This is a genomic window from Geofilum rubicundum JCM 15548 (assembly GCF_000974365.1).
GTDB lineage: Bacteria > Bacteroidota > Bacteroidia > Bacteroidales > Marinilabiliaceae > Geofilum > Geofilum rubicundum.
The window spans coordinates 149,545-162,905 of sequence record NZ_BAZW01000002.1; the positions used below are offsets into that span (position 1 = coordinate 149,545).

Here is a 13,361-nt window from a genome sequence, read left to right on the forward strand (position 1 = left end):
GGGTACTTTCGCTTACCGTGAAGTAATCCCCGACCAATGGCTGTCCTTGTTGACCCCTTTTTTAGTTTCCTTTCTGTAGGCGCGCTTGGCATCTTTTTCGTGGGTACTTATGCCGTGGTGATTCTTCTTTTTACCATGGCCTGGCAACGAAAGAAACACAGACTATCAGTATTTAAAAGCACTCAAACCTCTTTTATCAGTGTGATTGTTCCGTATAGAAATGAGGCAAAGACCTTGCCCGCCCTTCTGGCGGCACTGGGACAACAGAATCTGAGCAGCCATCTGTTTGAAGTGATTGCTGTTAATGATCACTCGGAGGATGGAGGGGAGAATTGGCTGTCCGGTCAAAATCTTTTTAAGGGATCACTTAGACGGATCGATGCCCAGGGCCAGGGTAAGAAATCGGCCTTAAAGGAAGGCATCGCTTGTGCCAAGGGGCCCTTGATTGTCACCCTGGATGCCGATTGTGTGCCACACCGTGGATGGCTGAAGACCCTGATGGATGGTTTTGGTCAATGGGAGGCGGATATGTTGATTGGTCCCGTGAAGATGCGGTCTTCCGGGTCTTTTTTGAGCCGTTTTGAATCGGTGGATTATTGGGCTTTGCAAATGAGTGGGGCGGCTGCAGCGATGCTTGGTTTCCCTGTCTTTTGCAGCGGGGCCAATTTGGCGTTTAAAAAGTCTGTTTGGGAAGAAGCGGTGCCGCATTCTTCAGGTACCGATGTGGCATCCGGAGATGATGTTTTTTTATTGCATGCCTTTAAGAAACTGCATAAAAAAATTTGCTTTCTGAGGCACCCCTCAGCTCTGGTAGAAACCTCTACCAGCGGGTCGGTCGGTGCATTCCTGCGTCAGCGCATGCGCTGGGGCGGTAAAAGCACGTCTTATAAGGATGCGGCCGCCATTGCCTTGGCCGTTATTGTGTTTATGGCCAATCTATGGTTGTTACTTTTGTTGGCCTTCTGGATGCTTACCGGGATGCCTTTCCGGATGTTTGGTCTGGCTTTTTTGTTAAAGGTCGCGGCCGATTATTTTCTCTTGCGACAAGGCCGCCGACTCTTTGATGTGCGGTATTCGTTTCTCAAACATTTACTTTTTTCTGTTATGTATCCCTTTGGCTTGGTAGCTACGGCCATAGGTGGGCTGATTTTACCTGAGAAATGGAAATAAGCCATTTAAACCAAAAAAGCACCAGACCTGGGGCCTGATGCTTTTCATACAATGGTTGAAAAATGCCTTTAGGGCATTTTGTACATAAAGGCATTGATGTTCATGCCGGCGCCGACAGAAGTCATCATGACATTGTCTCCCGACTGCAGTTCATGTCCTTTCAGCTGCCCTTTTACAATAAGGTCGTAAAGGGTGGGGACCGTTGCCACACTGCTGTTACCCAAGGTACGGATGGTCATGGGCATCACATTGAGATCCACCTCTTTTTCTCCGTATAAGCGGAAAATGCGCTTAAGGATGGCTTCATCCATTTTAGCGTTGGCCTGATGAATGAGTACTTTTTTAACGTCCTGAAGCTGCATGTCGTTTTTGGTGAGACACTGCTGAGCGACCAGTGGCACGTAAGTCAGTGCGTAATTGTAGAGCTTGCGCCCCAGCATTTTTAAATAGATGCCGTCCTGCTCCGGATTATAGGAAGGACCCATTTGAAGCAAATCCAGATAGTCGGCCGTGTCTGTCCGCGCTATGTGCTTGAGCATGCCCACCGGCTCCTCACTTTCACGGGCTTCCAAAATGGTGGCACTGGCTCCGTCCGCAAAAATCATGATGTCCCGGTCGTGAGGATCCACCGAACGACTCACCGTATCGGCCCCTATGACCAGCACTTTTTTAGCATCGCCTGATTTAATGTAATAGTTGGCCTGAATCATGGCCTGTGTCCAGCCCGGGCACCCAAAGGTCATATCGTAAGCAACGGCATTGGGATTTTTTATTCCCAATTTGCTTTTACCCGGGAAGCCAGGTGGGAGGATATCCGGATAGAGGGAACCCTTTTTCATATCACCCAGGTTATGGGCAACTATTATGTAATCCAGTTTTTCTTTGTCGATACCGGCCGTATTGATGGCTTCTTCGGCGGCATAAGTCGCCATATCCGAAGTGACCACTCCCTCAGGCGCCACCCGACGTTCAATAATGTCGGTAATCTGCTCAAATTTATCGGTAATTTCCTTTCCAGGCGTTTCAATTCGTGAACCATCCTCATTCATGAAGATGTTGTTCTCAAATTCTGAATTTTTAACTACTACAGGTGGTATGTAACTACCTGAACCAGTTATTACTGCATAAATAGATTGTTTTGCACACATGCTTTACTTGTCAAGAATTGATACTAATCTTTATAAAATTTTAGGTGGAATTCTGAACCATCCCATTCTCCATAAGAAAAATGCGTAATCCAGTCTCCCAAATATATAAGTTTTGATTGCTCGTTCAACGGAATGGTTTTGGCCATATGTCGGTGTCCAAAAATAAAATAGTCATAATGTTCGTTTTTGAGCAACTCTTTGGTCCACAACACCAGCCACTCTTTTTCTTCGTCCTGATACTGAACCCCGTGTTTGTCCTTGTTCTGTTCACGGCTTTTGCGCGACCAGTAGGTGGCCAGCCATATGCCGATGTCGGGATGAATGAAACGGAACAACTTTTGTGCCAGCTTGTTGGTAAATAGGGCTTTTAATCTGTTGTATGATTGCTCATAAGGGGTTAGTCCATCACCGTGTGCCAAAAAAAAGCGTTGGCCGTTCATTTCTTTGATAAGTGGTTTTCGGTAAACCTGAATGCCTGTTTCTGCTGGCAGATAGTCAAAAACCCAAATATCGTGATTGCCGGTGAAAAAGTGCACCGCAATACCTGCATCTGTTAATTCACACAACTTACCCAAAAAGCGGCTATACCCTTTTGGAATCGCTTTTTTATATTCAAACCAGAAGTCAAATATATCTCCCATCAAATAAATTTCGGAGGCGGTGGGCTGAATGCTGTTCAACCAATTAACGAAGCGCTTTTCGTGGGTGCGGTGGTCGTTGATGGTTGGTGCGCCCAAATGCACATCCGATGCGAAATATATTTTTTTACCTGGTACCAAATTGTCTGCTCAAATTGTCTGTTTTTTTGAAGGGTCAAAGATATCTGTTTTTCAGCATATTTTCCAAACAAAATAAACTTAACATGCCTCGTATTTTAAACGAGTTAGCCCATTAAATGTTCAGAAATGAGCCTATAATACCTCTTTTAGCTTTTCTTCTAAGCGGGCTCCAAAAAGATCCTTGCCAATGATTTCGCCTTCGCGACTAATCAGATAATTGGCGGGCAATTTCTGGATATTGTAGGTGCGTGCCGCCCTGGATTCTGTATAGTTCAGGTCAGAGACACTGATCCATGGGATTTCGTTTTGGAGCAGGGCATTTTCCCATAAAACCTTGCTTCGTTCCAAGCCCACCTGATATATTTCAAAACCCCGGTTCTTGTATTTTTGGTAGATCGGCTTAAGCTTTTGATCTTCCCTGACCGAAGCGTTGTCCCAAGAGGCAGAGAAGGAGAGCAGTACCACTTTTCCTTTTAAAGAAGACAGGCTGATCTCCTTTCCATGAATGTCCGGTACCGATAGGTCCGGTGCACCAGAGCCGTCGGCATTGTTGATGATATCCATTAAGCGGGCTTTGCGTTCTTCTGCCTTGGCTTGTAATACCAGATCATATAGTTGCCGCACGCGTGGGGACTCGGGGTAAAGCAAATTCAGACTGGTGGCAATGGTGGAAAAATAGATCTGGTCCTCTTTGTCCATGATATTCATGACCATGGTCTCATCACTGAGCGTCAAAAACAGGGCGTAGTAGCTGGCAAATGACCTGGGGTGATCCATGATGAAGGAACCGACTTCCGTTTTATAGTTGGCGATTAAATCTGTCAATTCCCCGCTGATGGCCTCCATTTGCCGGACTTGCTCTTCTGCTGATAAATGGTTGTAGACAGCCATAAGGCTGTCAACCGCTTGCCGTAATTGGGTGATTTTTTCCTGAAGCATTTGAACATGCTTGGATCCAAGGGAGTTTCTTACCGAGTAGTTGGTGGAGAATTTCGCCTCCTGGCCGATGACTTCTATAACTTCGGTTGTGTCTCCTAAAAGCGTAATAAACCGTTTGGGCGACAAGGACAATTTGAAGAAGGTGGGTTCATGTAACCCGGGCTGTTCCATTTTGAAGGACCCATCCCGTTTAATGGTGGCACTATCCAGGAGGACATCCTGAGATAAATCCATACGGTAGAGGTATATTTTTTCGGTTTCTGCGTTGTCAATCTGACCTTTTACAATGAATTCGTCTTGTTGTGTACAACCGGCAAAAAGGGTCAAAGCCAGTACCAGATTCAATATTTGCTTCATAGCAAGATGCGTTGTAAATTATAAATGTTAATGGTTTGCAAAGATAGCGTTATTTTTGAAGTAATTGTTCAGCGATCTGTTGTAGCTTGTTGCCCCAAACATTTTTAGCCACGATAATGCCCGACTCATTCAGTATGAAATTGGCGGGCTGTCTCACAATTCCCAATTCTTCCTGGATGTTTCCCGGCAATCCTGTGCGGTAATTGTGGTAATGGAAGCGCGGGTGCTTTTGGGCAATGGTGGCCGAGTCGGTTAGCAAAAAAGCGACCTGGAAACCTCTCGATTGCAAGCGAACCAATTGGGTCAGACTTTCCTCATGAAGGGCATTTTCACCGGGGTCCGAGGGATTATAGATGCCGATATAAACGGGGGAAGCACTTAGTTGGGAGACGGTGATGGTATCGGCCTGATCGATAGACAGAATCATTTCGGGGAAGGCATCACCGGGCCGCAGTTTGTTCGACAATTGCTCTGTGGCCTTTAATTGGGAAACTTTTTCGGAAAAGCGCCCGACTTCCTCCATAAACTGATAGGATGCTAACAGGGAGTCGGTGGTATAAAACAGTTGTCGGTTTTCCCAGGGGTCAAATAAGGTATGCCGGCCCGCCGTTTGCAAAAGGGCGTACATCCTGACCAAAGGAGGCTTTGCGGCATCCAGAATGACCTGCCGGTAAAAGTTGGTGACCGAATCGAGTTGTTCTTTTAGTTGATGGACCGCGCCTGGCGTGGGAATCCAACCGGAATCGGAGGTGGCAGTTGTGGCTTTTTGAAGCGCCTGATGCCAGTTATTACGGATGGCTTCTACCTTTGAAAAATCCTCGGCGTGGTTTGAGCCGCTGACTTTGGCGTTATTCGGAAAATTAATGTATTGGGCGTCTATCTGCACGGTGTTTTGGCCGGTAAAGATGAGCACCAAATGATTGTGGGGACCTTTTTCCAGAAAATAGAATCCCGGAATGACGGTGTCCGGGTTCCAGACAAATTCGCCCTGGTGGTCGATCAGCAGGGTGTCGTTGACCCGTTCTGTATCGTAGGCAGACCGGATGACCATGCGACTGCCTTCTCCCCCCCATAGCACTCCGGAAAGTACTGGCTGGTCTTCAGTTGGTTGGCAGGCCCACAACAGCGTGGTGGTGATAAGAATAACATAAAATCGTGACATGCTTTTCTATTTTAGCCGGTTTTCAACTTTGATGGAATGGATGAAAACAGCGTGTTTCGCAGGGGGATTATCCTGATAGACAAAGATAGGGGATTTTAATAATTGCGCTACTATTCTGATAAACAAGTGTTATTAAGAAATAAAAGCCGGTACTCCCAGAGGAGACCGGCTTAAAATTGAAACAGGTTTATCAAAGGGACAGGATATGGTCCAAAGGTTCGGCCCTCGTGGACAGGTTTCCCGCCTAATTGTTCTTTTTAATGTAAGCCGCCAACCAGTCGCCCACTTCAGAGGTCTTTTTGGCCTGGCTCTTGTCAATGTCTTCGGTGACAAAGTTTTCATCCAAAGAGGCACTGACCGCCTTTCGTATCATCTGACCTTCTTCTTTCAGGTCGAAGGCATACTCAAATAGCATGGCTGCGGAAAGCACGGTGGCAATGGGATTGGCGATGTCTTTGCCGGCCGCCTGTGGGTAGGAACCGTGGATGGGTTCGAATACGCTGGTGTGCAGACCTATGGAGGCCGAGGGCAGCAAGCCCATGGATCCGGTGATGACCGAAGCTTCATCGGTGAGGATGTCGCCAAACATGTTCTCGGTGACCATCACATCAAAATTCTTGGGCCACTGAATGATTTGCATGGCGGCATTGTCCACAAACATGTACTGGGTCTCCACTTCCGGATAGTCGGGCGCCATTTCCTGGGCAATCTGACGCCACAGGCGGGAGGTTTCCAGTACGTTGGCCTTGTCGACCACCGTTAGTTTTTTCCGGCGCTTCATGGCATATTCAAAACCCAGTTTTAAAATGCGCTCAATTTCTTCACGGGTATAAACGCAGTTGTCGAAGGCGGTGTTGCCATCCTCTGAACGGCCTTTCTCACCAAAATAAATGCCGCCGGTCAGCTCACGGATGCACATGAAATCGGCACCTTCGACCAAATCCCGGCGCAGGGGCGATTTGTGCAGGAGTGAGGGAAAGGTCTCTACCGGACGCAGATTGGCGTATAGACCCAACTGCTTGCGCATGCGCAGTAAGCCTTGCTCGGGGCGGACTTTGGCCGTTGGGTCGTTGTCGAATTTGGGATGTCCGATGGCGCCAAACAAAACGGCGTCGGCCTCCATACAAATTTTGTGGGTGGCTTCGGGATAGGGATCTCCCACTTCGTCGATGGCTGCGGCACCAGTGATGGCTTCCTGGTAGCTTATTTGGTGGCCTTTTTTCTCGCCTACGGCGTTGATGACTTTGATGGCCTGGGCCACGACTTCCGGGCCGATGCCGTCACCGGCCAATACTGCAATGTTGAGCTTCATATTTAAACAGGGTTTGATATTTGATTGTTAGTCCTTGAATTTCACCTCATCGTTTTCGATGATGTTGAGCATTTTAATGGTGGCCTTAATGGCCGCCTCTGTCTGGTCGGCATCCAAACCACGGGTCTTGAACTCCTGGTTTTTGTATTCCCAGGTAATGATGGTCTCCACCAGGGCATCGGTCTTTCCGCCCGGAGGTATCGACACCCAATAGTCGCTCAACACCGGATGATCCCGTCCCAGTCGGTCATAAATGATCCAGAGCGCCTTCATAAAAGCGTCGTACTGACCATCCCCCACCGATGTTTCGGAGTAGATGTTTTTGTTGATTTGAATGCGAATGCTGGCGACCGGTTTCATCTTTCGCACCAGATTGAGGCTGTAATTCAGGAGTTTGATGTTCTCTTTGGTAGCCCCATTTTTCAGCACGTCCGAAATAATGTAGGGCAAATCCTCTGTGGATACCGATTCCTTCTTGTCGCCCAACTCAATCACCCGTTGGGTGACCTTCTTCATGTCCTCCGGCGCCAGTTCAATGCCCAGTTCCTCCAGGTTTTTAAGAATATTGGCCTTGCCGGAGGTTTTACCCAGCGCATAGCGCCGGACCCGACCAAAGCGTTCGGGCAGCAACTGGTTAAAATAGAGATTGTCTTTGTTGTCACCATCGGCATGCACGCCGCTGCATTGGGTGAAGACATATTCACCGGTCAACGGTTTGTTGGCCGGGATGCGCACCCCGCTGAAAGATTCCACCATTTTAGACACGTGCGTGAGCTTGGCCTCATTCAGGGTATTGGATAGCTTAAGGTGGTCGTTCATCATGCCCAAAACACTTGCCAGAGGTGCATTGCCGGCTCTTTCGCCCAAGCCGTTCACCGTTGTGTGTATCCCTTTAACGCCTGTCTTCAAAGCCATGTAGACATTGGCTACCGAAAAATCATAGTCGTTGTGTGCGTGAAAGTCAAAGTGGACGTCCGGATAGCGCTGCGTCATGGCCTGACAGGCTTCGAAGGCCTGGTCGGGGTTAAAAATCCCCAGCGTATCGGGCAGCATGATGCGCTTCACCTTGGTTTGACTCAGGAAATCCACCATCTGAAACACGTAGTCGCGGGAACTCAGCATGCCGTTGGACCAGTCCTCCAGATACACATTGACCGTAATGCCGCGTTTTTCAGCCTCCACCACCACATGTTGGATGTCTGCCATGTGTTCTTCCGGCGTTTTTTTGAGTTGTCCCAGTACATGTTTCAGGGAGCCTTTGGTCAGGAGGTTAACCACCTTTCCACCGGCTTCCTGAATCCAGTCCAGGGATATGTTCTGGTCGACAAAGCCCAGTATTTCTACCTTCTCCAGACAGTTGTTTTTACCCGCCCATTCCGTTATGCGTTTGACGGAGCGAAATTCGCCCTCTGACACGCGTGCCGAGGCCACTTCAATGCGGTTGACCTTGAGCTCGTCGAGCAGTAAACGGGCGATGGCCAGCTTTTCCGCCTCACTAAATGAAACGCCTGTGGTTTGTTCTCCATCCCGCAGTGTGGTATCCATTACTTCTATGGGGGTCATTAGCTGTTTGTTTAGACGGTTTTTAAAACTGCTTATTGATTAATTAGAGTTCTTCGCTTCCCAGGCTTCAATCTCATTCTTGATGCTGAAGAGGTAGTCGATGTCGTCGTATCCATTAATCATACATTTCTTTTTGTAGGGATTAATGTCGAAGGACTCCGAGATGTTCTTGGCCGGCAACGAAATGGTCTGGTTTTCCAGATCAATTTTGATGATGGTCTTGGGATCGGCTTCCACGGCTTCAAAAATCTGCTCCAAAAACGCATCCGAAATCTGAACCGGTAAAATACCGTTGTTCAGGGCATTGTTCTTGAAGATGTCCGCAAAAAAGCTGGATACCACTGCTTTAAAGCCATAACCGCCGATGGCCCAGGCCGCGTGCTCGCGGCTTGATCCACTGCCAAAGTTTTTACCGGCTACCAGAATTTGTCCCGAATAAGTGGGGTCGTTCAATACAAAATCCGCTTTTGGGTCGCCGTTTTTATCGTAGCGCCAGTCGCAAAACAGATTGTCGCCAAACCCGTCACGGGTGGTGGCTTTTAAAAAACGGGCCGGAATGATCTGGTCGGTGTCCACATTCTCAATGGGCAGCGGCACACAGGGGGACTCTAAGGTGATGAATTTATCTATGGGCATTGTTCTTGTTTTTGATGGTTGTTTGCAATTGATGGATGAAACCCGTGCCTGCTTAAAGCATGGTGCGCGGGTCGGTGATGACCCCACTCAGGGCGGTGGCAGCTGCGGTGAGCGGACTGGCCAGCAGGGTGCGGGCACCGGGTCCCTGACGGCCCTCGAAATTTCTGTTGGAGGTCGAAACCGCATACTGGCCTTCCGGAATTTTATCGTCGTTCATGGCCAGACAGGCCGAACAGCCTGGTTGACGCAGGAAAAAGCCGGCCTCTTCCAGAATGTCGCGCAGACCTTCTTCAATGGCTTGCTTCTCTACCTGCTTACTGCCCGGAACGATCCAGGCCGTGATGTTGTCGGCCTTTTTCTTGCCTTTTACAAAGGCGGCGAAGGACCTTAAATCTTCAATGCGACCGTTGGTACAGCTACCCACAAATACGTAGTCTACTTTTTTACCAATCATGGGCTCGTCCTGATTGTATCCCATGTATTGCAGCGACTTCTTAAAGGAATTTTGTGAGGACTTGTCGATGTCTTCCACCTTGGGGATGTTGGCGCTGATGCCAATACCCATACCGGGGTTGGTTCCGTAGGTGATCATCGGTTCAATGTCTTCGGCTTTAAAATGCAATTCCTTATCGAATACGGCATCGGCATCGCTCGGCAACTGACGCCATTCGGCCACCGCCTTTTCCCAGTCCTGACCCTTAGGGGCAAACTCACGATCCTTGACATATTCAAAGGTGATTTCATCGGGGGCAATCATACCACCGCGGGCACCCATTTCAATGCTCATGTTACAGATGGTCATGCGGGCTTCCATGGAAAGACTGCGAATGGCCGATCCGGCAAATTCAACGAAGTAGCCGGTGGCCCCTCCGGTGGAAATTTGAGCGATGATGTACAAAATGATGTCTTTGGATGTGACCCCCTTGTGGAGCTCGCCATCCACATTGATGCGCATGGTCTTGGGACGCGACTGCATCAGACACTGCGTGGCCAGTACCATTTCCACTTCGCTGGTACCAATACCAAAAGCAATACTGCCAAAGGCACCGTGCGTAGAGGTGTGACTGTCGCCACAAACAATGGTCATGCCCGGACGGGTCAGACCCAACTCTGGTCCGATGACATGCACAATGCCGTTGTACGGGTGTGTTAAACCATACATCTGAACGCCATTGGCCTCACAGTTCTCTTTTAATTTGTTCACCTGGTAGCGACTCAGCTCATCGTGGATGGGCAGGTGCTGTTCCATGGTGGGGATGTTATGGTCGGGCGTGGCCACCGTTTTTTCGGGGCGACCTACTTTAATCCCTCTCTCTTTTAAACCTGCGAAAGCCTGAGGACTGGTTACCTCGTGTATTAAGTGGCGATCGATATACAATACACTGGGTCCTCCTTCAACAATGTTCACAACATGTTTCTCCCAGATTTTGTCGAAAAGCGTTTTTCCAGCCAAGATATTTAAGTTTTAATGGTTATGTATTAGAAATAAAGACTATTCAATTTTTGACAAAGCATCGAGGAAGGCTTCCACGGATGCGGTGACGATATCGGTATGGGCCGCAAATCCATAATAGAGCTGTCCCTTGTGTTCAATTTTCACGTGCACCTTACCCAGATCATCGCTTCCACGGGTTATGGCCTGAATCAGGAATTCCTCGAGGCGCACACGTCGTTTAACCAGCGCTTTTACAGCCGTAAAGGCGGCATCGATGGGACCGTTGCCCGCGGCTGTTTCGGTGAATATATCGCCGTTAAAGCTGACCTGCACGGTGGCGGTAGGAATGGTCGATTTACCACTCACCACCTGCAATGAAACCAGTTGCAGGGGCTTTTTGCCGGCTTGCTTTTCGCTGCCAATGAGGATTTCCAGGTCTTCGTCGGTAATGTCCTTTTTCTTATCGGCCAAATCCAGAAAGCGGTTGTAGATGTTGTCCAGTTCCGATGGCTCATACTGGTAGCCCAGCACAGTCATTCTGTGTTTCAGTGCGGCCCGTCCGCTGCGGGCGGTCAGCACAATGGACGACTCTTTGACGCCTACTTCCACAGGATCGATGATCTCGTAGTTTTCGCGGTTTTTTAACACGCCATCCTGATGAATGCCGGAAGAGTGCGAAAAGGCATTGCGACCCACGATGGCCTTATTGGCCTGCACGGGCATGCGCATAAGGGTGGAGACCAGGTTGCTGGTCCGCATGATTTGCTTCGAGTCGATGCCGGTATCAAACTCCAGGTCTTTGTGACAGCGCAGGGCCATCACCACCTCTTCCAGGGCTGTATTGCCGGCTCTTTCGCCAATGCCGTTCATGGTGACTTCCACCTGACGCGCGCCGTTCATAATGCCGGAAAGGGAGTTGGCCGTGGCCATGCCCAAATCGTTGTGGCAATGGGTGGAGATAATGGCCTTGTCGATGTTGGGCACATGGTTAACCAGGTAGGCAATTTTTTCGCCATACTCTGAAGGCAGGCAATAGCCGGTGGTGTCGGGGATATTGACAACGGTGGCACCGGCCTTAATAACGGCTTCGATGACCCGTGCCAGGTATTCATTGTCGGACCGTCCCGCATCTTCGGCATAAAATTCCACATCCTCTACAAACTTTTTGGCATACTTAACGGCTTCCACAGCCCGTTCAATGATGGCATCGGGATTGGAATTCAGTTTGTTGAAAATGTGATAGGGGGAGGTGCCAATACCGGTATGGATGCGACCTCTTTTGGCAAATTGCAGGGCATCGGCCGCTACTTCAATGTCTTTTTTTACGGCCCTTGTTAAGGCGCAAATGGTGGGGTTGGAAACCGCTTTGGAGATCTCCACCACAGAGTTGAAATCGCCCGGACTGGAGACCGGAAAGCCGGCTTCTATAACGTCCACGCCTAGTTTTTCGAGCTGTCTGGCCACTTCAATTTTTTCAATGGTATTCAGCTGGCAGCCGGGAACTTGTTCGCCATCCCTTAAGGTAGTGTCGAAAATATAGACTCTGTTGCTCATGTTTGTCTCTTTTAGTCCGGCGATAACCGGATGAAATTTGTTGAATGGGCCCATAAGTGGCCAATGTTTTTGGGGTAAGATGATAAGGCCGGTCAAGGCATCCACAGGAAGAAAGGTCTTCCTGTGGATGAGATACCTGAATAGTCTTTAACCCCTTCCTGTTAAAGGGTGAGAGATAGTTGCTATCAAGTTGTATGACCGGTCTTTTTCAGGCTAAGCCTGAAAAGAGGGGCTATTTTTTGTCGTTTTCAGGACGAAGCTGACGAACGGCCGCACCTGCGCGCCACATTTCCGATTCGCGGAGCTCGGTTAATTCCGCTTCCAATTTTACGCGGTAGTCCGACTGGCTGTTAGAGTCGATCGAACGCTGCGCCTCGTTGCCTTTGGCCACTTCGCTGTACAAATCGCTAAATACCGGAAGGGTGGCATCACGGAATTTTTTCCACCAGTCCAATGCACCCCGCTGAGCGGTGGTCGAGCAGTTGGCATACATCCAGTCCATACCGTTCTCAGCCACCAAAGGCATCAAACTCTGGGTCAGTTCTTCAACGGTTTCGTTGAAAGCTTCTGAGGGACTGTGACCATTCTTTCTCAAAACCTCATACTGGGCGGCAAAAATACCCTGGATGGCACCCATCAGGGTTCCACGCTCGCCGGTCAAGTCACTGTAAACCTCTCTTTGGAAGGTGGTTTCAAAAAGGTAACCACTACCAACACCAATACCCAAAGCGACTACACGGTCTTTGGCTTTTCCGGTGGCATCCTGGAAAATGGCGTAGCTGGAATTCAAACCTCTTCCTTCAAGGAACATGCGACGCAGGCTGGTGCCTGATCCTTTAGGAGCTACCAAAATAACATCTACATCTTTGGGAGGGATGATACCGGTACGCTCTTTATAAGTAGCACCAAAACCATGCGAGAAATAAAGGGCTTTACCTGGCTTCAGGTATTTCTGAACAGTGGGCCAAACAGAAATCTGGCCGGCATCTGACAATAGATACTGAATGATGGTTCCTTTGTCCAGGGCCTCTTCAATGGGGAAAAGGGTTTTGCCAGGCTCCCAGCCGTCGGCCACTGCCTTGTCCCAGGTCTTGGAGTCCTGACGCTGGCCAACAATAACGTTAAAGCCATTGTCTTTCAGGTTAAGTGCCTGACCCGGGCCCTGAACACCGTAACCAATAACTGCAATCACTTCGTCTTTAAGCACCTCACGTGCTTTTTCCAATGGGAATTCTTCTCTTGTTACTACATTTTCTTCGGTTCCTCCGAAATTAATCTTAGCCATAATAGTGTTTGTTAATTGTAT

General features: G+C 48.9%; 11 protein-coding genes. 1 reads left to right on the plus strand and 10 read right to left on the minus strand.

The genetic code is table 11. The annotated features are described in order from the left end of the window. The first annotated feature begins 36 nt into the window (after positions 1-36). Complete coding sequence (locus JCM15548_RS01970) at positions 37-1,170, plus strand: glycosyltransferase (RefSeq protein ID WP_062122201.1); 1,134 nt, start codon at positions 37-39, stop codon at positions 1,168-1,170. A gap of 68 nt (positions 1,171-1,238) precedes the next feature. Here the strand turns inward: JCM15548_RS01970 and JCM15548_RS01975 are convergent, their stop codons facing one another. The 10 genes from JCM15548_RS01975 to ilvC form a co-directional block, all read right to left on the minus strand. Then, a complete protein-coding gene (locus JCM15548_RS01975) occupies positions 1,239-2,318 on the minus strand; it encodes a 3-oxoacyl-ACP synthase III family protein (RefSeq protein ID WP_062122202.1) in 1,080 nt (359 codons plus the stop codon). A 23-nt stretch (positions 2,319-2,341) separates the two neighbouring features. Beyond that, positions 2,342-3,097 (minus strand): UDP-2,3-diacylglucosamine diphosphatase, encoded by a 756-nt coding sequence (locus JCM15548_RS01980; RefSeq protein WP_062122203.1) that lies wholly within the window; start codon positions 3,095-3,097, stop codon positions 2,342-2,344. 132 nt (positions 3,098-3,229) lie between these two features. Further along, positions 3,230-4,393, minus strand: a complete 1,164-nt coding sequence (locus JCM15548_RS01985) for a TlpA disulfide reductase family protein (protein ID WP_062122204.1) — start codon at positions 4,391-4,393, stop codon at positions 3,230-3,232. Positions 4,394-4,442: 49 nt separating this feature from the next. Next, positions 4,443-5,555, minus strand: a complete 1,113-nt coding sequence (locus JCM15548_RS01990) for a hypothetical protein (protein ID WP_062122205.1) — start codon at positions 5,553-5,555, stop codon at positions 4,443-4,445. Positions 5,556-5,799: 244 nt separating this feature from the next. Then, on the minus strand, positions 5,800-6,867 hold the full coding sequence (gene leuB / locus JCM15548_RS01995) for a 3-isopropylmalate dehydrogenase (RefSeq protein WP_062122206.1): 1,068 nt from the start codon (positions 6,865-6,867) through the stop codon (positions 5,800-5,802). 27 nt (positions 6,868-6,894) lie between these two features. After that, positions 6,895-8,430 (minus strand): hydroxymethylglutaryl-CoA lyase-like TIM-barrel protein, encoded by a 1,536-nt coding sequence (locus JCM15548_RS02000; protein ID WP_062122207.1) that lies wholly within the window; start codon positions 8,428-8,430, stop codon positions 6,895-6,897. 39 nt (positions 8,431-8,469) lie between these two features. Then, positions 8,470-9,066 carry a 3-isopropylmalate dehydratase small subunit gene (gene leuD, locus JCM15548_RS02005; protein ID WP_062122208.1) on the minus strand — a complete coding sequence of 199 codons (597 nt, stop codon included), beginning with the start codon at positions 9,064-9,066 and terminating at the stop codon, positions 8,470-8,472. Positions 9,067-9,118: 52 nt separating this feature from the next. Next, on the minus strand, positions 9,119-10,519 hold the full coding sequence (gene leuC, locus JCM15548_RS02010; RefSeq protein ID WP_062122209.1) for a 3-isopropylmalate dehydratase large subunit: 1,401 nt from the start codon (positions 10,517-10,519) through the stop codon (positions 9,119-9,121). 39 nt (positions 10,520-10,558) lie between these two features. Further along, the gene (locus tag JCM15548_RS02015) at positions 10,559-12,055 is read right to left on the minus strand and encodes a 2-isopropylmalate synthase (protein ID WP_062122246.1); all 1,497 of its coding nucleotides are present in this window, start codon (positions 12,053-12,055) and stop codon (positions 10,559-10,561) included. Between the two features lie 232 nt (positions 12,056-12,287). Further along, entirely contained in the window at positions 12,288-13,340 is a 1,053-nt protein-coding gene (gene ilvC / locus JCM15548_RS02020) for a ketol-acid reductoisomerase (RefSeq protein ID WP_062122210.1), read from the minus strand. Between the last annotated feature and the right edge of the window lie 21 nt (positions 13,341-13,361).